This window comes from Streptomyces sp. WAC 06738 (genome assembly GCF_003945505.1).
Classification (GTDB): Bacteria; Actinomycetota; Actinomycetes; order Streptomycetales; family Streptomycetaceae; genus Streptomyces.
On record NZ_CP029618.1, the window covers coordinates 1,964,817 to 1,987,263 of the forward strand.

20 protein-coding genes are annotated in these 22,447 nt (G+C 73.1%); 14 read left to right on the forward strand and 6 right to left on the reverse strand.

All coding sequences use genetic code 11. The features are described 5' to 3' along the window. Positions 1-101: 101 nt before the first annotated feature. Complete coding sequence (locus DMB38_RS08275; protein ID WP_125934618.1) at positions 102-1,124, reverse strand: aldo/keto reductase; 1,023 nt, start codon at positions 1,122-1,124, stop codon at positions 102-104. Beyond that, positions 1,112-1,525 (reverse strand): MerR family transcriptional regulator, encoded by a 414-nt coding sequence (locus DMB38_RS08280; RefSeq protein WP_125934619.1) that lies wholly within the window; start codon positions 1,523-1,525, stop codon positions 1,112-1,114. Before DMB38_RS08280 ends, DMB38_RS08275 begins: the two co-directional genes overlap by 13 nt. 86 nt (positions 1,526-1,611) lie before the next feature. Between DMB38_RS08280 and DMB38_RS08285 the strand changes: the two genes are divergently transcribed. After that, entirely contained in the window at positions 1,612-2,451 is an 840-nt protein-coding gene (locus DMB38_RS08285; protein ID WP_125934620.1) for a serine hydrolase domain-containing protein, read from the forward strand. A 51-nt stretch (positions 2,452-2,502) separates the two neighbouring features. Beyond that, positions 2,503-2,673 carry a hypothetical protein gene (locus DMB38_RS36050; protein ID WP_164715941.1) on the forward strand — a complete coding sequence of 57 codons (171 nt, stop codon included), beginning with the start codon at positions 2,503-2,505 and terminating at the stop codon, positions 2,671-2,673. 57 nt (positions 2,674-2,730) lie between these two features. Here DMB38_RS36050 and DMB38_RS08290 read toward each other — a convergent pair whose 3' ends face one another. Beyond that, positions 2,731-4,263, reverse strand: coding sequence for an alpha/beta hydrolase (locus tag DMB38_RS08290; protein ID WP_125934621.1), 1,533 nt, complete (start codon positions 4,261-4,263; stop codon positions 2,731-2,733). Between the two features lie 150 nt (positions 4,264-4,413). Here DMB38_RS08290 and DMB38_RS08295 point away from each other — a divergent pair, with 150 nt between their 5' ends. Continuing rightward, on the forward strand, positions 4,414-5,103 hold the full coding sequence (locus tag DMB38_RS08295; RefSeq protein WP_125934622.1) for a class I SAM-dependent methyltransferase: 690 nt from the start codon (positions 4,414-4,416) through the stop codon (positions 5,101-5,103). A 180-nt stretch (positions 5,104-5,283) separates the two neighbouring features. Here DMB38_RS08295 and DMB38_RS08300 read toward each other — a convergent pair whose 3' ends face one another. Continuing rightward, positions 5,284-5,853 (reverse strand): TetR/AcrR family transcriptional regulator, encoded by a 570-nt coding sequence (locus DMB38_RS08300; RefSeq protein WP_125934623.1) that lies wholly within the window; start codon positions 5,851-5,853, stop codon positions 5,284-5,286. A 105-nt stretch (positions 5,854-5,958) separates the two neighbouring features. Here DMB38_RS08300 and DMB38_RS08305 point away from each other — a divergent pair, with 105 nt between their 5' ends. The 6 genes from DMB38_RS08305 (at position 5,959) to DMB38_RS08330 (ending at position 14,771) form a co-directional block, all read left to right on the forward strand. Further along, positions 5,959-6,879, forward strand: coding sequence for an NmrA/HSCARG family protein (locus tag DMB38_RS08305; protein WP_125934624.1), 921 nt, complete (start codon positions 5,959-5,961; stop codon positions 6,877-6,879). A gap of 108 nt (positions 6,880-6,987) precedes the next feature. Next, positions 6,988-8,877, forward strand: a complete 1,890-nt coding sequence (locus DMB38_RS08310) for an ATP-binding cassette domain-containing protein (protein ID WP_240662037.1) — start codon at positions 6,988-6,990, stop codon at positions 8,875-8,877. Between the two features lie 327 nt (positions 8,878-9,204). Then, positions 9,205-10,227 (forward strand): UDP-glucuronic acid decarboxylase family protein, encoded by a 1,023-nt coding sequence (locus DMB38_RS08315; RefSeq protein ID WP_125934625.1) that lies wholly within the window; start codon positions 9,205-9,207, stop codon positions 10,225-10,227. A gap of 118 nt (positions 10,228-10,345) precedes the next feature. Then, positions 10,346-12,220 (forward strand): glycosyltransferase family 2 protein, encoded by a 1,875-nt coding sequence (locus DMB38_RS08320; protein WP_125934626.1) that lies wholly within the window; start codon positions 10,346-10,348, stop codon positions 12,218-12,220. 52 nt (positions 12,221-12,272) lie between these two features. Further along, positions 12,273-13,295, forward strand: a complete 1,023-nt coding sequence (gene galE / locus DMB38_RS08325) for a UDP-glucose 4-epimerase GalE (RefSeq protein ID WP_206337660.1) — start codon at positions 12,273-12,275, stop codon at positions 13,293-13,295. A gap of 63 nt (positions 13,296-13,358) precedes the next feature. Next, positions 13,359-14,771 (forward strand): UDP-glucose/GDP-mannose dehydrogenase family protein, encoded by a 1,413-nt coding sequence (locus DMB38_RS08330; RefSeq protein WP_164715942.1) that lies wholly within the window; start codon positions 13,359-13,361, stop codon positions 14,769-14,771. On the opposite strand, the gene DMB38_RS08335 is transcribed toward DMB38_RS08330, so the two are convergent. Continuing rightward, the gene (locus DMB38_RS08335) at positions 14,708-16,288 is read right to left on the reverse strand and encodes a right-handed parallel beta-helix repeat-containing protein (protein ID WP_240662039.1); all 1,581 of its coding nucleotides are present in this window, start codon (positions 16,286-16,288) and stop codon (positions 14,708-14,710) included. The genes DMB38_RS08330 and DMB38_RS08335 overlap by 64 nt on opposite strands. A gap of 325 nt (positions 16,289-16,613) precedes the next feature. Continuing rightward, a complete protein-coding gene (locus tag DMB38_RS08340) occupies positions 16,614-17,285 on the reverse strand; it encodes a pirin-like bicupin family protein (protein ID WP_125934627.1) in 672 nt (223 codons plus the stop codon). Positions 17,286-17,396: 111 nt separating this feature from the next. On the opposite strand from DMB38_RS08340, the gene DMB38_RS08345 reads away from it, so the two are divergent. The 5 genes from DMB38_RS08345 (at position 17,397) to fabF (ending at position 22,386) form a co-directional block, all read left to right on the forward strand. Next, positions 17,397-18,611, forward strand: a complete 1,215-nt coding sequence (locus DMB38_RS08345) for a helix-turn-helix domain-containing protein (RefSeq protein ID WP_125934628.1) — start codon at positions 17,397-17,399, stop codon at positions 18,609-18,611. Positions 18,612-18,700: 89 nt separating this feature from the next. Continuing rightward, on the forward strand, positions 18,701-19,651 hold the full coding sequence (locus DMB38_RS08350) for an ACP S-malonyltransferase (protein ID WP_125934629.1): 951 nt from the start codon (positions 18,701-18,703) through the stop codon (positions 19,649-19,651). Further along, positions 19,648-20,682 (forward strand): ketoacyl-ACP synthase III, encoded by a 1,035-nt coding sequence (locus tag DMB38_RS08355; protein ID WP_125934630.1) that lies wholly within the window; start codon positions 19,648-19,650, stop codon positions 20,680-20,682. The genes DMB38_RS08350 and DMB38_RS08355 overlap by 4 nt, the downstream gene beginning before the upstream one ends. An 80-nt stretch (positions 20,683-20,762) precedes the next feature. Then, positions 20,763-21,011, forward strand: coding sequence for an acyl carrier protein (locus DMB38_RS08360; RefSeq protein WP_101424732.1), 249 nt, complete (start codon positions 20,763-20,765; stop codon positions 21,009-21,011). Positions 21,012-21,120: 109 nt separating this feature from the next. Next, positions 21,121-22,386, forward strand: a complete 1,266-nt coding sequence (gene fabF, locus DMB38_RS08365; RefSeq protein ID WP_125934631.1) for a beta-ketoacyl-ACP synthase II — start codon at positions 21,121-21,123, stop codon at positions 22,384-22,386. Positions 22,387-22,447: the final 61 nt, after the last annotated feature.

Genomic DNA, 22,447 nt, shown 5'->3' on the forward strand with positions numbered 1-22,447 from the left:
CACGGCGTACCGGCCGCCGGGCGTACCGGGCCGCACGCCCGCGGACGGGCCGGCCCGGTGGGCCGGAGCCGCGCCGGGCGGCCCGTCACCGTACCGGCGCCCTACTCCCTGCCGGCCGAGGTGAAGGTGACGTCCGCGTACCGCGGACCCGCGACCTGCCCGGCCAGCGGCTCCAGCAGCGCGCGCTCCGCCTCCGTCAGCTCGATCACCGTCGCCGCGGCGTTCTCCTCCACCCGCGACGGCTTCCGCGTCCCCGGGATCGGCACGACCGTCATCCCGCGGAGCGCCGCCTGCCCGTGCACCCACGCGAGCGCGATCTGCGCCGGCGTCGCCCCGTGCGCCTCGGCGACCTGCCGCAGCGGCGCGAGCAGTTCCGCGTTCTTCGCGCCGTTGCCGCCGGTGAAGCGCGGCATCGTGCGGCGGAAGTCGTCGGCGGTCAGGTCCTCCTCGGCGTTGACGAAGGCCCCGGTGAGGAAGCCCCGGCCGAGCGGCGAGTACGGCACGAAGGCGACGCCCAGCTCCTGGGCGGCGGGCACCGCCGTCCGCTCCACGTCCCGGCTGAAGACCGACCACTCCGACTGCACCGCTGCGATCGGGTGCACCGCGTGCGCCGCGCGCAGCTCCGCGCCGGTGACCTCGCTCAGCCCGAGGTGCCGCACCTTGCCCTCCTGGACCAGCTCGGCCATGAAGCCGACCGTGTCCTCGATCGGGACGCGCAGGTCGCGGCGGTGCATGTAGTACAGGTCGATGGTCTCCACGCCGAGCCGGCGCAGGCTGCCCTCGATGCAGGAGCGCAGATAGGGCCGGTCGTTGCGGATCACCCGCTTCTGCGGGTCCTCGGGGTCGGTGGAGAGCGAGAACTTGGACGCCAGGGTGACGGCGTCCCGGTTGGCGCGGATGAAGGGGGCGATGAACTTCTCGTTCTCGCCGTCGCCGTACATGTCGGCGGTGTCGTACAGGGTGATGCCGAGTTCGAGGGCGCGGTCGAGGGTGGCCCGGGCGGCGTCCGCGTCGGTGGGCCCGTACGCGAAGCTCATGCCCATGCAGCCGAGGCCCTGGACCCCGACCAGGGGCCCGTCGGTGCCGAGGGGGACGGTGGCGACGGGGGTGTTCATGGAGTGCATCCGGAAGCTGCTCCCTCGTAGAATTCGATCTTGAAGTCGAGAACGGCGAGCGTCGTCTGCAGATCCGCGATCTGCTGCCTGACCACCTCGCGGTGCTCGCGGAAGAGCTGCGTGCGCTCGGTCATCGTCTGGTCGCCGGCCCGGACGAGCTCGGCGTAGCGCACCATGTCGGCGACCGGCATCCCGGTGAGCCGCAGTTTGCGGACGAAGTCGAGCCAGTCGAGGTCGTCGTTGGTGTAAAGGCGCTGGCCAGTGTGCGAGCGGCGGACGTCGTTGAGCAGTCCGATGCGCTCGTACCAGCGCAGGGTGTGCGCGCTCAGTCCGGTGAAGGAGACGACCTCGCTGATGGAGAAGTGCTCCTGGCCCTCGGGGCGTACCCGGGCCGCTGTGGTCAGGCTCATTGCAGGCTCCCCACTCTCGACGCGTCGACGCTACTGACTTCGAGTGCACTCCAAGCAACAAGATATGCGCGCGTTAGGCTCGGCGCATGGACAGCCTGCTTGTGATCGAGTCGTGGCCCGTCGGTACGGCGGCGGCCGCGGCGGTACGCGCCGACGGCTCGCTCGCCGGGTCCCACGGCCCGGCGGACCACCGCTTCCCTCTGGCGTCGGTGACGAAGCCCCTGGTGGCGTACGCGGCGCTGGTGGCCGTCGAGGAGGGCGCGATCGAGCTGGACGAACCGGCCGGGCCCGAGGGCTCGACGGTGCGCCACCTGCTGGCGCACACGTCCGGCCTGGGTTTCGACGAGCACCGGGTGATGGCCGCGCCGGGCACCCGCAGGCTGTACTCGAACGCCGGCTTCGAGGTCCTGGGCGACCACCTCGCGAAGGCGACGGACATACCGCTGGCGGAGTACGTGCGGGACGCGGTGTTCGTGCCCCTGGGCATGGCGGCGACGACGCTGGACGGCTCCCCGGCGAAGGACGCCACGTCGACGGTCGCGGACCTGGCCAGGTTCGCGGGCGAGCTGCTGGTGCCGCGGCTGGTCTCGGACGAGACGCACGCCGAGGCGACGTCGGTCTGCTTCCCCGGCCTGAAGGGCGTGCTGCCGGGCTACGGCCACATGAACCCGAACGACTGGGGCCTGGGCTTCGAGATCCGCGACGGGAAGTCGCCGCACTGGACGGGCGCGTCGTCGTCCCCGGCCACGTACGGGCACTTCGGCCAGTCGGGCACGTTCCTGTGGGTGGACCCGGAGGCGCCGACGGCGGCGGGGCGCGGGGCGGCGTGCGTGGCGCTGGCGGACAGGGGCTTCGGCGACTGGGCGACGGAGGCGTGGCCGCCGTTCACGGACGGGGTGCTGGCGGAGCTGGCCGCGGGCAAGTGACCTCTGTCACCGGCCGGCGCTAGGCTGGTGGGCGGTGAGGGGGAGGTACGCATGCTCTTCGGATTCGGCAGTGCGTTGGAGAAGTTGGTCACGGTCGCGGGGGTGGTGGTCGCGGCGGTGGCGGTGGTGAAACTGGCCGAGGAGACGGAACCGGCGGACGCGGCGGCGGACGCCCCGCCCGCGGACGCCGGCCCCGAGGACGCCCGCCCCGCGGAGGCGTGAGGGGCGTCCGGGACGGCCGCCCCGGACATCCGCGACCGCGGTGGCCGGCCGGGGTGGTCAGGGTGTGCAGGTGCGGTCGGTCTGGGGCAGGGGGCCGCCGGCGAGGTAGGTGTTGACCGCCCTGTCGGCGCATCGGACGGGCCGGTTGCCGCTGATGGCGTTGGCGTAGACGCCGTGGCTGCGGATGTCGGCGGTCAGGAGGCGGGAGCCGCCGAGCGCGCGGTGCAGGGCGACGCCGCCCGCGTACGGGGTGTTGTTGTCGCGGGTCGCGTGGAGGATGAGGACGGGTACGTCGTTGTCGATGACGGTGCCGTTGTCGCCGGGTTCGACGGGCCAGAAGGTGCAGGCGGAGAGGGCGTTGGCCTGGGGGCCGAAGACCGGCTGGGTCGCGCGGCTCTGCTGGGTGGCGCGCCAGTAGGCGTGCGTGCCGGCGGGCCAGCCGCCCGCGGGCCAGCCGCCGTCCGCGCACATGGTGAACGAGGGGACGGCGAACAGCGCGTCGGCCTCGGGTGAGCCGAGGAGCGCCAGCCACTGCGCGAGTACCGGGTCGGGCTCGACCGGATGCCCGTCGAGGGCGTCGCGGAGGTTGCGTACGATGCGCGCGAGCGCCGGGTCGTTCTCCTCGTACTGCACCAACTGGTGCATGATCAGGCGCAGCCGGCCGGCGTCCGCGACGTGGCCGCCGATGGTGATCGGCTGCCGCTCCGCCCGCGTGACCAGCCCTTCCACGGTGGCGCGGACGCGCGGGGCGGTGCGGCCCAGGCGGTACGTGCCGTGGCGGGCCGCCGTCCACGCCGCCCACTCGTCGAGTCCCGCTTCGGCGGCGGGGCCGGTGGCCTGGAACAGCTCGTACTGCGTGAGCGAGGGGTCGGTGCCGCTGTCGAGGACGATGCGGTCGGCGCGGCGGGGGAAGAGCTGGGTGTAGACGGCGCCGAGGTCGGCGCCGTAGGAGACGCCGAAGTACGACAGCGCGGGCTCGCGGAGGGCGGCGCGGATGGCGTCCATGTCGCGGGCGACGTTGCGGCTGGTGGCGTGGGGCAGCAGCGCGGTGTTGCCCCGGGGCCGGCCGCAGCGCTGTGCCATGTCGCGGGCGGACGCGACGGTGGCGTCGAAGAGCTGCCGGCGGCTGCCGGCGGCCGGGGCGGGCGGGCCTGCGGGGGGCGTACAGGCGAGGGGGGTGCTGTCGCCGAGGAAGCGGGGGTCGAAGCCGATGAGGTCGTAGCGGTCGGCGACGTCGCCCAGCACGGGGCTGAGGGCGAGGGGGTAGTCGAGTCCGGGCCCGCCGGGTCCGCCGGGGTTGGCGAGGAGGATGCCGCGGCGCAGGGAAGGCTCGGCGGTGGCGCGGATGCGCGAGACGGCGATGTCGATGGTGCGGCCGTGCGGTGCGGCGTAGTCGAGGGGCACGGAGAGCCGCCCGCACTCGGCCCCGGCTTCCACCAGGCCGGGGTGCCGCTGGGCGGAGCATGGCCCCCAGTCGATGGCCTGGCGCCCGCCGGGCGAGGGGGTGGTGGCGGGTGAGGCGGCGGAGAGGGTGGCGGTGAGGGTGGTGGCGGCGAGCAGGGCGAGGGAGATGAGGGAGGTTCTGCGCATGGTGCTCCTCGGGAGGATGCCAAGGGGGCGCCGGGTCAGCGGGCCGGCGCCCCGAAGCTACGGCGCGAACGTGCCCCACGACCATCAGGCCAACTCCCGTCCCCCGCAGGGGGATAACCCCCGGGTGCCCTACCCGACATGATGGGGCAGGTGGAGACGACGCCCGACCTCTGGCACCACTACGGCCGCGTCCGCGCGGAGCGAGACCGCGCGGTTCCGGACGCCTTCCGCTGGACGTGGGCCGGGGACGGCGGACCGGGCGCGGAGATCCTGGGGGATGTCACCGGCCTGCGGGTGGGTGATCTGGGGGCCGGGTCGGCGCGGCAGGCCGCGTACCTGGCGGCGCGCCGTCGCCCCGCCCGGGTGGACGCGATCGACGCCTCCCCCGCCCAACATGCCCTGGCCACCACCCTGTACACGCACCTCGCCCCCCGGCTCCGGCTCGTCCACGCCGATGCGGCCACCCACCTGCGCAGGACACCGGACACGTACGACGTGCTCTACAGCATCTTCGGCGCCGTCGACTTCACCGACCCCGGCACGCTGCTCCCGGCAGCGGCCGCCGCCCTGCGCCCCGGCGGGCGGCTGGTGTTCGCCACCCTTGCCCACCACGCGGGCGGCGCTCCCGCGCAGGCGGACGTCGTACGCGTCGGCATCCCGGCCAGAACACCCGCGGGCGACGCAACGACTATGCACCGCTGGGTGCTTCAGCCCCGCGTTTGGGCCGACCAGCTCGCCCGAGCGGGCTTCGCCCACACCACGACCCGCCAGGAGGGCCAGACCCTGCTGATGACCGGCATGCTGTCGTCCCTCGTTCAGGTCACCGTTCGTCCGGGGTGACGATCTCCACCGGCGGGTCCACGCCGTCCTAGCGTCTGTCGCCGGTCAGCACCGCGAACGCGCCCGTAGCCGTTCCTTTGGCGGTCACCAGCGTGTCGCCGGGGTCGAGCAGTCCGAGCAGGACGCTGGAGTCGAGGACCCGGGCAGCGGCGCCGCGGCCCCACCCGCCGAGGGCATCCGTCAGGTCCGCGGGCTCAGGCCCGTTACCGCCAAGTGGAAGAGGCGGTGCGCCTCGGTGGCGGGGGCCGGGTGGTGTTCCGTGGCCAGGGTGATGCCGACGATGAGGGTGATCAGGTCGGCGACCGTGGCGTCCGGGGTCGCCTTGCCGTCCCGGACCGCCCGGTGCAGCAGCGGAGCCGCCGCTTCTTCCAGTGCCGCCGCGCAGGTGTTGCCGCGTACGGGGTCGGTCCCGGCGGTGTCGTAGGAGAGGGCGGCGGCCAGGCCGCGGGCCGAGACGCAGTACGCGACCACCTCGTCCAGCCATTCCAGGAGCGCGCCGCGGCTGTCCGCCCTGCCGGCCAGGGTGTGGGCGCGGCGGCACAGGGCCTCGATCCGCTCCCTGGAGACCGCCTCCAAGAGGGCGCGGCGCGTGGGGAAGTGGCGCCGTACGGTCGCGGAGCCGACGCCTGCGGTGCGCGCGATCTGCTCCAGGGAGGCGCCCGCGCCGTGCGCGGCGACCTCTTCCTCGGCCACGGCGAGGATGCGCGTGTAGTTGCGCCGGGCGTCTGCGCGCCGGCCGGTTCCGGGCATGGTGTCGCCTCCGGGATTGCTAAGTGGCGGGGCCCGCCGTATCGTACCCGGAACCTAAACGGCGGGCCCCGCCGTTTAGGTTCCGGCGAGCATCCGAGGAGCGCCATGTCCGCAGATTCCGCGCCCGTCCTGGTCACCGGCGCCACCGGCAAGCAGGGCGGCGCCACCGCACGCGCCCTGCGGGCGGCGGGTGTTCCCGTCCGCGCGCTGGTACGGGACCCGGACGGCGACCGCGCCCGCGCCGTCGCGGCGCTCGGCGCCGAGGTGGTCGCCGGCGATCTCCGCGACCGCGACTCCGTGATCCGGGCCGCGACCGGGGCCCGGGCGGTGTTCTCCGTCCAGATGCCCGCCATGACCGCGGACGGCTTCGACTTCGACGGGGAGGTGGCCCAGGGCGTCAACCTCATCGAGGGCGCGAAGGCCGCCGGGGTCCGGCAGTTCGTGCACACCTCCGTCACCGGCGCCGGGCAGCACACCGAGACCCCCGGCTGGGCCGAGGGACGCTGGGCGGTGGAGGACAGCCTCACCGCCAAGGCGGCGGTCCAGGACCGCCTCCGCGCGGCCGGCTTCCCACGCTGGACGCTCCTCAAGCCGGGCACCTTCATGGAGAACTTCCTCCCCTCCATGCGGTTTCTCTTCCCGCGCGGCATCGAGGGCGGCCTGGTGAGCGTCCTCGACCCCGGGACGCGGCTGTCCCTGGTCGCGGTGGCCGACATCGGCCGCGCGGCGGCCGCGGCGATCGCCGAGCCGGAGCGGTTCGACCGCGTCGAGCTGGAGTTGGCGAGCGACTACCTGTCGATGACGGAGATCGCCGGAGTCCTCTCCCGCGTCCTCGGTACGCACCTGCCCGCCCCGGACATGACCGCCGAGCAGGCCCTCGCCGCCGGCATGCCGCCGATGGGCGTCACGCACGAGTGGCTGAACACCGCCGGCCAGCCCGGCCGCCCCCGGTACGCCACGGACCTCGGCATCCCGCTCACCACCTTCGAGGAGTGGGCCCGCGACCACCTGCCGGCGGGCCGCTGACGCAAGGCGCTCCCCCGGGCCGCCGTCCGCTGCCCGGCGACCGCCCGGCGGGTGCGTGGCCGGAACAACACCGTTGCCCGCCGGGCGCCTGCGGGCCCCAATGGGGGCGTGAGTAACTCCGCCTCCTTACCGCCCGTCGCCGCCGCCGGGCAGGCGCCGCTCATGCGGCTCGACTCCGACCGGCACTTCGACGCCGGCGTCAACCTGTCCACCTGGACCATCGCCCGCCGGCTGCCCCGGACCCTCGCCGAAGCCGGGCGGCTCGGGTGGCGGACGGACCGGCGGGCCCTGGTGGCGCTGCTCGGGTGCCAGATCGGGGCCGCCGTGCTCACCGCCCTGGCGCTGGCGGCGACGGCGCGGGTGCTCGCCGGGGTCTTCGGCGGGGATGACGTCGCCGACGGGTTGCGGGGCAGCGCCGGGGCCGTGGTGGCGCTCGTGCTCGCCGCGTGCGGGCGGTACGTGCTGGACGCCGGGGCGCGGGCGGCCGCCGCGCGGCTGGCGCCGAAGGTGGTGCGGGAGGCGGACCTCGCCGTGATCACCGCGGCGACCGACGCCGAGCTGGTGGCGTACGAGGACCCGGGGTTCGAGGACGCGCACGAGGCGGCGTCGGACGGGGCGGAGAAGACCGGCGAGCTGATCCTCGACGCGCAGGTGCTGACGTCCGCCGCCGCGCAGTTGGCCGCCGCGGCGACCGTCGTCACCGTGCTGCACCCGGTGATGCTGCCGCTGCTGGTCGCGTCCGTGGTGCCGTGCGCCTGGGGCGCCGTACGGGGTGCGCGCATCGAGCACGCCGCGCACCACCGCAATCTCAGCGACACCCGGCTGCGCAGCGTCTTCCGTTCGTACACCACCGACCGCAGGCACGCCGACGAGGTGCGGGCGGGCACCATGGCCGGGTTCCTCGTCCGGCAGTACCGCGTGATCTCCGCCCGGCTGGAGGCCGAGCAGCTCGCCGCCACCCGGCAGGCGCTCCTCGTGCAGGGCGTCGGCGACGCGCTCACCGCCCTCGGCACCGCCGCGACGTGGGGTGTGCTCGTGTTCCTCGTGGCCGCCGGGCACATGGAGCCGGCCGCGGCGGGCACCGCGGCGCTCGCCGTGCGGGCCTCGGGGGCGGCGCTCGACACCACGGTACGGGCCGGGGCGCGGCTCTTCCGCACGTCGCTGTCGCTGGACGACTGGGCGCGCTTCCTGGCCCTCGCCGAGACGTGGGCGAACCGCCGCGGCGCGGCCGAAGTCGCCGGGGACGGGCCGCAGTTGATCACCGCGCGGGACGTCTCCTTCACCTACCCCGGCGCCGACCGGCCCGCGCTGGCCGGCGTGAACCTGGACCTCAGGCGCGGCGAGGTCCTGGCCCTCGTCGGCGAGAACGGCGCCGGCAAGAGCACCCTGGCCCGGCTGCTCACCGGGCTGTACGTGGCCACCGGGGGCGCCGTGCGCTGGGACGGCACGGACCTGGCGGACGCGGACCCGGCCGCCGTGCTCTCCCGTATCGCGCACGTGCCCCAGGACTACACCCGCTGGCCGCTGGCCGCCCGCGAGAACATCACCCTGGGCCAGCCCCGCCCCGAGGGCGACGCCGCCGTGCACGCCGCCGCCGCGGCGGCCGGCGCCGACGGCGTGCTCGCCGAACTCCCCCGCGGGCTCGACACCTCGCTCGCCCGCTCGTGGTGGGGCGGCCACGACCTGTCCGGCGGGCAGTGGCAGCGCATCGCCGTCGCCCGTGCCTTCCACCGCGACGCCCCCGTGCTCGTCCTGGACGAGCCGACCGCCGCGCTCGACGCCCGCGGCGAACACCGCGTGTACACCCGGCTGAAGACGCTCGCCGCCGGCCGGGCCACCGTGTTCATCACCCACCGCCTGGTCAACACCCGCATCGCCGACCGCATCGTCGTCCTCGACCGCGGCCGCGTCGTGGAGACCGGCACCTTCGACGAACTCGTCGCCCGCGGCCGGGACTCGGTCTTCGCCGAGTTGCTCAGGCTCCAGGAAGACCGGTGACCCGGGGGCCATCCGCGGGACGGGAGAGCCGCCGCGGCAGTGCGACGCGCGCGAGGCCGGTTCACTCGCGAGAGTGAGCCGGACGAGGCGGAGCCGGACTTCCGGAGAAATCCCGTCAGTGATCACAGCGGTGGGTGGGCCACTCGGCGTACGGCTGATCGGCCCAGCACGCCCGACACCCTTTGATGAATATCCTATTAATGCCCCTATGCTTTTTCTGCGGTTCACCGAGAGCCGTCTCCAATCCAGGGACTTCCCCGCCGCGAAAGGGGTGGGGCGTGCCCGGTCGCGGAGCCGAGGTTTCATCCTTGATTCGTGGAGAGAGACATGCGCGTTGCCGTGACCGGTGGCGGCGGTTTTCTCGGCTCGCATCTGTGCGAAGCACTGATGCGGCGCGGGGATTCCGTAGTGTGCCTGGACAATTTCTCGACCGGTGAGCCGGAGAACATCGCCCACCTGAGGGCGCATCCCGCCTTCGAATTCCTCCACACCGACGTCAGCGTCGCCGTGGACGTCCCGGGGCGGATCGACGCCGTCGCGCATCTCGCGAGCCCGGCGTCGCCGCCCGACTATCTGCGCAGGCCACTTCAGACGCTGGCCGTGGGCAGCCGCGGCACCGAGAACTGCCTCCGCCTCGCCCGGCGTCACGATGCCCGCTTCGTCCTGGCGTCGACGAGCGAGGTGTACGGGGACCCCCTGGTCCATCCGCAGGGAGAGGACTACTGGGGAAACGTCAACCCCGTCGGCCCCAGAAGTGTGTACGACGAGGCGAAACGGTACGCCGAGGCGGTTTCGGCGGCCTACCGGCGGAGCCATTCGGTGAACGCCGGCATCCTCCGCATCTTCAACACCTACGGCCCCCGGATGCGCCCGCAGGACGGCCGCGTGGTGTCCAGCTTCATCACCCAGGCCCTCGCCGGCGAGCCGCTGACGATCTACGGCGACGGAAAGCAGACGCGCAGCTTCTGCTACGTGGACGATCTGGTCCGCGGAATCGTCGCGATGCTCGACTCGCCCGAAGCCGGTCCGTTCAATCTGGGAAATCCGGCGGAACGGACCGTCACGGAGCTTGCCGAACTCGTGCTGGGCATCACCGGTGCCACGTCCGAGCTGCAGTACCACCCGCTCCCCGTCGACGACCCGGTCCGGCGCCGCCCGGTGATCACCCGCGCGCAGGAACGGCTCGGCTGGTACCCGGAGGTGGGTATCGAGGAAGGGCTGCGGCGAACGGTCGAGTGGTTCGCCGCACGGCCCCGGGACGTGGCGGCCGGCGCCGCGGCGATCAGGGGCGGGCAGCAGGACGGTCCCGCCGTCATGTCCGCCGGAACGGCCGCCGAGGCCGGGTTCTGACGAACGCCCCCGGCCGGAACCGTCGGACGTCACGCGGTTCCGGCCGGCACCCCCTTCGCCCAGCGCGGCCCGGACCTCTCGCGTCGCCGCGCCGAGACCACTCCCGGAGCACCTTCCCATGACGCAGGCAGAGTCAGGACTCGCAGGTCAGACTGTTGCCACCGGCGGAAGCCGCACGGCGGCCGCCGGTTCGCACGAAGACCTGCGTGCCCGGATCCTCGCACTCTCGGACGGCAACGTCGTCCGCATCCCCGCCGGCGGACCGACGTTCGGCCGCCCTTCACCGTCCCTGCGCACCCGGGCCGGCAGCTTCGCCCCCGTCTTCTCCCGGGCCGACCGGCGGAAGGTGACGATCCTGGTGACAGGCTGGCTGGTGTGCCTGGTCTGGTTCTGGGTGTGGTGGCTGCAGCCCGCGCACCGGATCGGCTGGGTGGGGTTCCTCGTGAACAGCGCGCTCCTGATGTACCTGTCGCTCATGCCCCTGCACTTCCTCGTCCCGGTCCTGCGGCTGCGCAGATTCAGTCCGGCGATCGGCGTTCCGCACGTGCGCGCCGCGTTCGTGGTGACGCGCGCGCCGTCGGAGCAGTGGGAGCTGGCCCGCGGCACGCTCCTGGCGATGCTGGCGCAGGACTTCCCGTACCCGTACGACGTGTGGCTCTGCGACGAGGACCCGTCCGCGGAGGTTCTCCAGTGGTGCGCGGCGAACGGGGTGCGGGTGTCGTGCCGGCGGGGCCGGGCGGACTACCACCGGGCCACCTGGCCGCGGCGGACGCGCTGCAAGGAGGGCAACCTCGCCTTCTTCTACGACCACTGGGGGTACCGCGACTACGACGTGGTCTCCCAGCTCGACTGCGACCACGTGCCGCACCGGAGCTATCTCACCGAGGTGATCCGGCCGTTCGCCGATCCCGCCGTCGGCTACGTGGCCGCCCCGAGCGTGTGCGACGCCAACGCGGCGGCCTCGTGGTCGGCCCGGGGCCGGCTGCACCGGGAGGCCATGTTCCACGGCGCCGTCCAGCTCGGGCACTCCGAGGGACTCGCTCCCGTCTGCATCGGCTCCCACTACGCGGTGCGCACCCGGGCCCTGCGCGACATCGGCGGCATCGGCCCCGAGCTGGCCGAGGACTTCTCCACCGCCTTCCTGCTCAACTCGGCGGGCTGGCAGGGGGCGTTCGCCATCGACGCCGAGGCCCACGGCGACGGGCCGATCACCTTCGCGGCGATGGCCACCCAGGAGTTCCAGTGGTCGCGCAGTCTCGCGGTGATGATGATGGACCTGGTGCCCCGGCACCTGGGCCGGATGAGCGGGTGGCTGCGTGCACGGTTCGTACTGGCGCTGTCGTACTACCCGCTGCTGGCACTGACGTCGACGGTCGGACTCACGCTGCCTCCGGTCGCGGCCGTCACCGGGCTGCCGTGGATCGACGTGAACTACTTCGCGTTCCTCGGCCACTTCTGGGCGATGACCGTGTGGATGGTCCTCCTGGCCCTGATGATGCGCCGGCGCGGCCTGCTGCGTCCCCGGGACGCCCCGGTGGTGAGCTGGGAGAACTGGCTGTTCAGCGTCTCCCGCTGGCCGTTCGTCGTCTGGGGGGTGGGCACGGCCGTACTCCAGCGGCTGCGCCCCAGGACGGTCGTCTTCAAGGTCACGCCGAAGAGCCGTGACGGCCTGGAGCCCCTGCCGCTGCGGCTGGTGGCCCCCCATCTCTTCATCGCGTCGGTGCTGACGGGTGCGGCCATCGTCGGCGAGCTGACCGGTCCCGCCGTCGGCTACGTCTTCCTCTGCCTCGCCGGCGCCGTCTCGTACGCGCTGGTCACCCTGGTGGTCGCGGTGCTGCACGTCGCCGAGACGGCCAGAGCGGCCGGAGTGCGCTTTCGCCGCGCGCTGGGCACGGCCGGCCCGCCCCTCCTCGCCGGTGCCGCGCTGCTCGTCCCGCTCGCCTGGGCCCTCTCGATGTACCCGGTCTACCTGGCAGGCGTCATCGGCTGGTGAGACCGGCCCCGCTTCCCCCGCAACCCGTGACGAGGTCGAAAGAGGTACTCCCATGTCCGCAACAGTGCTGGTGACCGGCGGTGCCGGGTTCATCGGCAGCCATACGTGCGTCGAGCTGCTGGAGCACGGCTACGGCGTGGTCGTGGTCGACGACCACTCCAACAGCTCGCCCCGCGCCCTGGAGCGCGTCGCCAAGGTCGCCGGCCGGCCGCTGACCGCGGTGTACGAGAGCGACCTGCGGGACCGGCGCGCGCTGGCCGAGGTGTTCGCCGCCCACTCCTTCGACGCGGTGATCCACTTCGCCGCGAAGAAGGCGGTCGGCGAGTCCGTACAGCAGCCGGTCGAGTACTACGACACCAACGTCGGCGGCACCACGGCGCTGTTGTCCGCCATGCGCGAGCACGGCGTGCACCGCCTGGTGTTCTCCTCGTCGTGCTCGATCTACGGCGACGCCACCCGGGTGCCGCTCACCGAGGCGGACCCGGCCCGGCCCACCAACCCGTACGCCACGACGAAGTGGCTCTGCGAGCAGGTGCTCGCCGACACCTGCCGGCGGCTGCCGGACATGAGCGTCCTGGCGCTGCGGTACTTCAACCCGGTCGGTGCCCATGAGAGCGGGCTGCTGGGCGAGGACCCGCGGGGGGTGCCGAACAACCTCATGCCGTACCTGGCCCAGGTCGCGGTCGGGCGGCTCCCGGGGCTCCGCGTCTTCGGCGACGACTACGCGACCGCCGACGGCACCGGGGTCCGCGACTACATCCACGTGCGGGACGTGGCCGAAGGACACCGGGTCGCTCTCGAACATCTCGGAGACGAGAACGGGATGCGCGTCTTCAACCTCGGCACCGGCGTCGGCACCTCCGTCCTCGAACTCGTCGCGGCGTTCACACGGGCGTGCGGCAGACCCATCCCGTACGAGATCACCGCGCGCCGGCCGGGTGACGTGGCCGCGCTCATCGCCGACCCGGGCGCCGTGGCCCGGGCCTGGAACTGGACCACGACCCGCGATCTCGCCGCCATGTGCCGCGACGCGTGGGCGTTCCAGGAGCTGAACCCGTCGGGCTACCCCGGCTGATCCCTCCGCAGTCAGCAGTGTCGTCGGTGTCAGGAGTCGGACGTTCTACAGACAGGGACAGGTATGCGATTGACGGTCATCGGTACGGGATACCTCGGAGCCGTGCATGCCGCGTGCATGGCGGACATCGGGCACGAAGTCCTCGGCGTCGACGTCGACGCCCGGAAGATCAGGGCTCTGGCCGAAGGCACGCCGCCCTTCTTCGAGCCGGGTCTGCACGACGTGCTCACCCGCAACGTCGGCGCGGGGCGGCTGCGGTTCACCACCTCGCTGCGCGAGGCCGCCGATGTCGGTGAGGTCCACTTCGTGTGCGTGGGCACCCCGCAGCAGCGCGGCTCCCAGGCGGCGGACCTGCGCTACGTCGACGCGGTCATCGACTCCCTCGCGCCGCATCTGCACCGCCCGTGCCTGATCGTGGGCAAGTCCACGGTCCCGGTGGGCACGACGGACCGGCTCACCGCCCGGCTGCGGGAACGCGCCCCGGGGGTCGACGCCGAGGTCGCCTGGAACCCCGAGTTCCTCCGGGAGGGCTTCGCGGTCCGGGACACCCTCGAACCGGACCGCCTCGTGGTCGGCACCGGTTCGAGCCGGGCGGACGAGACGCTGCGCGCGGTGTACGCACCCATGCTGGCGGCGGGCGTTCCGTACATCGGCACCGATCCGGCGACGGCCGAACTGGTGAAGGTGGCCGCCAACTCGTTCCTCGCGACGAAGATCTCGTTCATCAACGCCATGGCCGAGGTGTGCGACGCGGCCGGGGCGGACGTGGTCACCCTGGCCGACGCCATCGGCCACGACACCCGCATCGGCCGGCGCTTCCTCTCCGCCGGTCTCGGCTTCGGCGGCGGCTGCCTCCCCAAGGACATCCGGGCCTTCACCGCCCGCGCCGAGGAGCTCGGCGTGGGCCGGGCGGTGGCGTTCCTGCGGCAGATCGACGAGATCAACCTGCGGCAGCGCAGCCGCACCGTCGCCCTCGCCAGGGACCTGGCCGGCGGGACGTTCACCGGACGCCGGGTGGCGGTCCTCGGCGCGACGTTCAAGCCGGACAGCGACGACGTGCGCGACTCACCCGCGCTCGCCGTCGCGGCCGCGATCCACGACCAGGGCGGCGAGGTGCGGGTCCACGACCCGCAGGGCCTGGACAACGCCCGGAGGGTCCTGCCGGACCTGCGGTACGCCACCGACGTGAGCGCGGCGTGCCGGGACGCCGACCTGCTGCTGCATCTCACCGAGTGGAGTCACTACCGCCGCCTCGATCCCGTCGCACTGGCGGCGGTCGTACGCGCGCCGAAGGTCCTGGACGCACGGAACGGTCTCGAAGCCGACCGGTGGCGCGCCGCGGGCTGGACCGTGCACGCGCTCGGACGGCCGGCCCCGGCCGCCGGCGGGCAGCCCCCGCGCGTCGTCATTCCTCACGGTGCCTCGGGCTGCGCCGCTCCGGCCGTCGCCGACTCGCTGAGCCTCTCCCCGAAGTAGTCCACGGGGCCGGGGTCGACGCCGAGTGCCCTCAGGTCCACCGCACCCGCCACCCCGTCGGCGCACCCGGGCACCATCCCGTCGGCCCCGGTCACACTCGTGATCGGGGCCGACGTCACCGGGAGGCAGGGATCCTCGCTGGTCCCCGTCGCCGTGGAGCCGAGCCGTTCCTGACCCGCGGCCGTGCGCCACCGGCTCAGCGCGCCGTACGTCCGGGCACCCCACGTCACCTGCCAGTCACCGGTACTGAAGTAGTTGTTGCCCTGGATTTTCACCTCCGCCGGCGTGTACGCCGTCGACGACTCGACCAGCGGCGCTCCGTCCGTGACGAAGATGTTGTTGCGCACCTTGGCACCCGTGAGCCCTGCCTGGAGGCGGAGGGCCGGCACCGGGTAGGGGCCGTTCGCCTCCTGCACCACGGTGTTGTGGTAGATGTTCACATTCTTGACCCACTCCCCGTAGGCCACGATTCCGCCGTACATGTACAGCTTCCGGGAGTCGCTTCCGCTGAGGTTGAAGCGGACGGTGTTGTCCTTCTGCGCGCGGTTGTCGACGGCCGTGTAGACCAGGTAGCCGGGGCCGTCGTTGCGATAGGACAGGTTGTACTGGAGGACCGACGCGGACACGTTGTTGTCCAGGCCGAACCCGCCCCCGTCCGAACGCGATCCGGTGTGGTTGGCGTAGGAGACGCTGTGCTCGATGACCATGCGGGTCGAGTCGTAGGTCCAGATTCCCTCGGGCCCTTCCACCGCCCTGGCGGCCGACTTCGCCCCGTTGTGGTGGGCGACCGCCCGCTGCACTCTGCCGCGGCGGACGCTGCCGAGGACGATGCCGCTGCCGGTGTTGCGGCCGTGGGCCGCCGGATCTCCGTCGTTGCCGTACGCCTTGACCCGGGAGACGGTCACCGACTCGTGCGCGTACTTCGGGTCCCCGGCGTCGAAGTCGGGCCCGTAGCTGGAAAGGCCGGCGTCCTTGTTGTCGTGCACCGTGGAGTCACTGATCCGCACGTTCCGGAATCCCGAGGTGCCCTTCCCGGCGCCGATGCCGATCCCCGTCCTGAAGTTCGACACCTCGACGCCCGACACCGTGACGTGATCCAGTTTCCTGCCGTCGGGTGTGTCGGCGAAGAGATTGATACCGGTCCGCTTCCTGAAGGATTTCCTGTTCCCCACGATCCTGAGGTCGCGGATCTCGATACCGCCCGTGTTGTGGACGGAGATCCCCGTCTCGCCGGAGGCCGCGATCGTGGCGCGTCCGCTGCCGTAGGACTCGATGCGCACAGGAGCCTCGGCGCTGCCCGCGTCCCGCTCGCCGAAGCGCAGCCCGCCGCGGAAGCGCGCGCCGGCCCTGAGCATCAGCCGGTCCCCCGGTTCGAGCCTCGCCTCGTCGGCGCGCTCCAGGGACCGCCAGGCTTTCGACGGGGACATGCCGTCATTGCCGTCGTCGCCGTCCGGGCTGACGTAGTACGTGTACCCGCCGCCGGAGTTCTTGCTCGGCGGGGCGTACGGCTTGGGCATCACCTCGCATCCGAAAAGGAGGAGGCATACGAGGGCGGCCGACCCGCCCGCCAGCATCCGGTGCCGTGACGAACCGGCGGAAACGCCTCCCTCACGACCGGACGACCCGTCGGGCTCCTGCATCCCTGTCCGAACCGGCACACTGGCTCCCTGGTTGCCTCACGGGTCCCCTGGGCGGCAGCGGCTCGATGCCTTCGGGAACGGTGGCTCTTCGACGGGGAGATCAGCCTGCCAGAGGCCACGGCTCCGTTTCATGAGCGACATGACGCATAGGAATGAAGCAGGGCAAGGCGCTTTCCGGCATCAAGCGCCCGCACCGGCGGCCCTATTCCCCGGCCGGCTGCATCTCCCACACCAGCGCCGTCGCCGGCTCCTCGGCCGTCAGGTCCAGTCCCTCGCAGCCGGCGATACGGGCCGCGTCCCCCGGCCCCGCCGCCGGGGACTCGCCGCCGACGCGGACCGCGCCGCGGACCACGTGCACGTACACCCACGGCGCGTCCGGCAGCGCCGTCCGCTCCCCCGCGCGCAGCCGGCGCACGTGCAGGACCGACGCCGCCCGCTCGACCGCCAGCGGCGTGCCGTCGGCGATGCCGCGGACCACCTCGTACGACGGGTCGCCGCCCGGCGCCGCCGGCATCAACCACATCTGGAGGAACGCCAGCGGCGCCGGGCCCGCGTTGCGCTCCACGTGCCGGATGCCCGTGCCCGCGGAGAGCCGCGCGACGTCCCCGGGGCGGACGGTCTCGGTGCGTCCCGCGGAGTCCTCGTGGGTCAGCTCGCCGTCGAGGACCCAGGTGACGATCTCCATGTCGCGGTGCGGGTGTTCGGCGAAGCCAGCGCCGGGCCGCAGCCGCTCCTCGTTGCAGGCGACGAGCGCGCCGAAGCGGACGTTCTCCGGGTCGTAGAAGCCGCCGAAGGAGAACGCGTGCAGCGTCTCGATTCCGGCGCCCGCGTCCCCGCCGCGGTAGCGCCCCCGCCCCCGCCGTAGCTGAATCACCCCGCCACCGTACGCCGCCCGAAGCCGCCCGAAGCCCCGCGAAGCGGCCGGAGTCACCGCGGAAAGACGCCGCTTTCGTCCGACGCGACCCGGATAGGGCAGGCTAGACCCGTGCCTGAACCGACCGAGACACCCGAGCCGCCCGACCGAGACGCCGCTCGGTTGCAGCATCCGCACACCGCGACCCTGCGCCGGCTGGAGAAGTCGTCCGGGGAACTGGCCGCCGCCGCCATCGCCCGGATGGATGAGCAGTTGCCCTGGTACCGGGCCATGCCCCCGGAGCACCGCTCGTGGATCGGGCTGGTCGCGCAGGCGGGCATCGCGGCCTTCACGGAGTGGTTCCGGCATCCCGAGACGCCGCAGGCCATCTCGACCGACGTGTTCGGCACGGCGCCGCGGGAGCTGACCCGGGCGATCACGCTGCGGCAGACCGTGGAGATGGTGCGTACGACGATCGAGGTGATGGAGTCCGCGATCGAGGACGTCGCCGCGCCCGGCGACGAGTCCGCGCTCCGCGAGGCGCTGCTCGTCTACGCCCGCGAGATCGCCTTCGCCACCGCCCAGGTCTACGCGCAGGCCGCGGAGGCCCGCGGCGCGTGGGACGCCCGGCTGGAGTCGCTGGTGGTGAACGCGGTGCTCTCCGGCGAGGCCGACGAGGGCGCCGTGTCCCGCGCGGCGGCGCTCGGCTGGAGCTCGCCCGACCACGTGTGCGTGGTGCTGGGCACCGCGCCGGACGGCGACAGCGAGCTCACCGTGGAGGCGATCAGGCGGGCGGCGCGGCACGCGAAGCTCCAGGTGCTGACGGGGGTGCTGGGCACGCGGCTCGTGGTCATCGCGGGCGGCAGCGCGGAGCCGCTGAAGGCGGCGAAGGCGCTCATCGGCCCGTTCGCGCAGGGTCCGGTGGTGGCCGGCCCTGTCGTCGGCGACCTGCTGGCCGCCACGCGCTCCGCGCAGGCCGCGGCGGCGGGGCTGAAGGCGTGCTCGGCCTGGGAGGACGCGCCGCGGCCCGTGCTGGCGGACGACCTGCTGCCGGAGCGGGCGATCGCCGGCGATCCGGCGGCGCGTGAACAACTGGTGGAGGAGATCTACAGTCCTCTCGCGGAGGCCGGCTCCGCGCTGCTGGAGACGCTGAGCGTCTACCTGGAGCAGGCGTCGAGCCTCGAAGGCGCCGCACGGATGTTGTTCGTTCACCCCAACACCGTTCGCTACCGGCTGCGACGTGTGACCGATGTCACGGGGTGGTCCCCGTCCGATGTCCGTTCGGCGTTTACTCTGCGTATCGCACTGATCCTCGGCCGGCTGACGGACACGGAACCCCAGCCGTAGTCATTTGTTCGGACTCAACAAATCCCTCCGGTGTTCTTCGTCCCCGTCCCCACGGGCGGCAGACACCCCCGACAAGAGAAGGTTGAAGGGTGCTCGTACTCGTAGCTCCCGGCCAGGGCGCCCAGACGCCCGGCTTCCTCACCCCCTGGCTCGACCTCCCCGGCGTCGCCGAGCGGCTGTCGGCCTGGTCGGACGTCGCCGGGCTCGACCTGGTCCGCGCCGGCACCGAGGCGGACGAGGACGAGATCCGCGACACCGCGGTGGCGCAGCCGCTGCTGGTCGCCGCCGGCCTCGTCAGCGCGTACGCGCTCTTCGAGGGCCCCGGGCCGCTGCACCGGCAGGTCGGCATGGTCGCGGGGCACAGCGTCGGCGAGCTGACCGCCGCCGCGCTCGCCGGGGTGATCACGGACGAGGAGGCCATCGCGCTGGTACGGGCCAGGGGCCTGGCCATGGCCGAGGCCGCCGCCGTCACGGAGACCGGCATGTCCGCCGTGCTCGGCGGCGAGCAGGACACCGTGCTCGCGCACCTGGACCGCCTCGGCCTCACCCCCGCCAACGTCAACGGCGCCGGGCAGATCGTCGCCGCCGGCACCGCCGCGCAGCTCGCCGAGCTGGCCGAGGAGAAGCCGGAGGGCGCGCGCCGCGTCGTGCCGCTGAAGGTCGCCGGCGCCTTCCACACCGAGCACATGAAGTCCGCCGTGGCCGCGCTGGCGGCGAAGACCGGGCAGCTCACGCCCGCGGACCCGCGGATCCCCTACGTGTCCAACGGCGACGGCCGGGTCGTGGCCTCGGGCGCGGAGGTCGTCGAGCGGCTGGTCGCGCAGGTCGCCAGCCCGGTGCGCTGGGACGCGTGCATGGAGACCTTCGCGGCGCACGGCGCGACCGCACTGGTGGAAGCCGCCCCGGGCGGCACGCTCACGGGACTCGCCAAGCGCGCGCTGAAGGGCGTGGCGGCGGTTCCGCTGAAGACCCCCGAGGACATCGAGAAGGCCCGTGCCGCCGTCGCCGGGACGGCCGCCGCCGCGGAGGAGAGCGCATGACCGCGAAGATCCGCCCCACCAAGGGTGCTCCGTACGCCCGCATCATGGGCGTCGGCGGCTACCGCCCGACCCGCGTCGTGCCCAACGAGGAGATCCTGCGGTACATCGACTCCTCCGACGAGTGGATCCGCAGCCGCTCCGGCATCACCACCCGGCACTGGGCGGGGCCCGACGAGACCGTCGCGCAGATGTCCGTCGAGGCCGCCGGCAAGGCGCTCGCGGCGGCGGGCGTGACGGCCGAGCAGGTCGACGCCGTGATCATCTCGACCGTCTCGCACTTCATGCAGACGCCGTCGGTGGCCACCGAGATCGCCCATCTGCTGGGCGCCGGCAAGCCGGCCGCGTTCGACATCTCCGCCGCCTGCGCCGGCTTCGGGTACGGGCTGACGCTCGCCAAGGGCCTGATCGTGGAGGGCAGCGCGGAGCACGTGCTCGTCGTCGGCGTCGAGCGGCTCTCCGACCTCACCGACAAGTCCGACCGGACCACCGCCTTCCTCTTCGGCGACGGCGCCGGCGCGGTCGTCGTCGGCCCCGCGGACGAGCCGGGCATCGGCCCCTCGGTGTGGGGCTCGGAGGGCGACAAGCACGAGACCATCAAGCAGACCGTGCCGTGGGACCGCTTCCGCGTCGGCGACCCGGGGCAACTGCCCCTGGACGAGAACGGCGACGTGAAGTTCCCCGCGCTCACCCAGGAGGGCCAGACGGTCTTCCGCTGGGCGGTCTACGAGATGGCCAAGGTCGCCCAGGAGGCCCTGGACGCCGCCGGCATCACGCCGGACGAGCTGGACGTCTTCATCCCGCACCAGGCCAACATGCGGATCATCGACTCGATGGTGAAGACCCTCAAGCTGCCGGAGCATGTCGCGGTCGCCCGCGACATCGAGACCACCGGCAACACCTCGGCCGCCTCCATCCCGCTGGCCATGGAGCGGATGCTGGCGACCGGGCAGGCGAAGAGCGGGGACACCGCCCTCGTCATCGGGTTCGGGGCCGGACTGGTCTACGCCGCCACGGTCGTGACCCTGCCCTGACCCGCGGCCGGGGCGCCCCGGCCGCCGCGCAGCTCACTCCCATGAGAACCCTCAAGGAACGGAAAGAAGGAGTCCCCAAGATGGCCGCCACTCAGGAAGAGATCGTCGCCGGTCTCGCGGAGATCGTGAACGAGATCGCCGGCATCCCGGTCGAGGACGTCCAGCTGGACAAGTCGTTCACCGACGACCTGGACGTCGACTCGCTCTCCATGGTCGAGGTCGTCGTCGCCGCCGAGGAGCGCTTCGACGTCAAGATCCCGGACGACGACGTCAAGGCGCTCAGGACCGTCGGCGACGCCACGGACTACATCCTCAAGCACCAGAGCTGACCGCCCGGCTCTCCCGCTGTCGCCACCCCCTCCCCCGCGCCCCCCGGGCGCGGGCGGCGGCCCGCGGTGGTGCCGTAGAAACACCTCAACCTTCGGAGTGAGCATCGACGTGAACGCGACCGATCGCACCGTGGTCGTCACCGGAATCGGCGCCACCACACCGCTGGGTGGCGACAGCGCCTCCACCTGGGACGGCCTGGTGGCCGGCCGTTCCGGCATCGCCGACCTGGCCCACGACTGGGCCGCGGAACTGCCCGTGCACTTCGCGGGCGAGGTCGCGGTGGAGCCCACCGAGATCATCCCGCGGCCGCAGGCCCGCAAGCTGGACCGGGCGGCGCAGTTCGCGCTCGTCGCCACCCGGGAGGCGTGGGCCGACGCCGGGTTCACCGCCAAGGCGGGCGAGGACGCGGCGGTCGACCCCGACCGGCTGGGGGCGGTCGTCGCCTCCGGCATCGGCGGCGTGACGACGCTGCTGGAGCAGTACGACAACCTCCGGGACAAGGGCGCCCGGCGGGTCTCCCCGCACACCGTGCCGATGCTCATGCCCAACAGCCCGGCGGCCAACGTCGGCCTGCAGATCAACGCCCGGGCCGGCGTGCACACGCCCGTCAGCGCCTGCGCCTCCGGCGGGGAGGCGATCGGGTACGCGGTGGAGATGATCCGCACCGGCCGCGCCGACGTCGTCGTGGCCGGCGGCACGGAGGCGGCGATCCACCCGCTGCCCATCGCGGCGTTCGCCAACATGATGGCGATGTCGAAGAACAACGACGACCCGCAGGGCGCCTCCCGCCCGTACGACAAGGCGCGCGACGGCTTCGTCCTCGGCGAGGGCGCGGGCGTGCTGGTGCTGGAGTCCGCGGAGCACGCGAAGCGGCGCGGGGCGAAGGTCTACTGCGAGGCGGTCGGCCAGGGCCTCTCGGCGGACGCGCACCACATCGCGCAGCCGGAGCCGAGCGGCCGCGGCATCGCGGCGGCGCTGGAGAACCTCTTCGCGCAGAACGACCTGACGCCCGCCGAGGTCGTCCACGTCAACGCGCACGCGACGTCGACTCCGCAGGGCGACGTGGCGGAGATCAAGGCCATGGAGAAGGTCTTCGGCGACGAGCTGGGGCACGTCCTGGTCTCCGGTACGAAGTCGATGACCGGCCATCTGCTGGGCGGCGCCGGCGGCATCGAGTCGGTGGCGGCGGTGCTGACGGTGAAGCACCGCGTCGCGCCCCCGACGATCAACGTCGAGGACCTCGACGACGAGGTCGACCCGGCGCTGATCGCCGTGCGGGCGACGCCGCTGCCGGCCGAGGGACCGATCGTGGCGCTGAACAACTCGTTCGGCTTCGGCGGCCACAACGTGGTGCTGGCGTTCCGCTCGGTCTGACGGCGCGGCCCCGCCCGTCCCCGCTTGTCCTCACCGCGACCCGGTGGGCCCGACGGCCCGC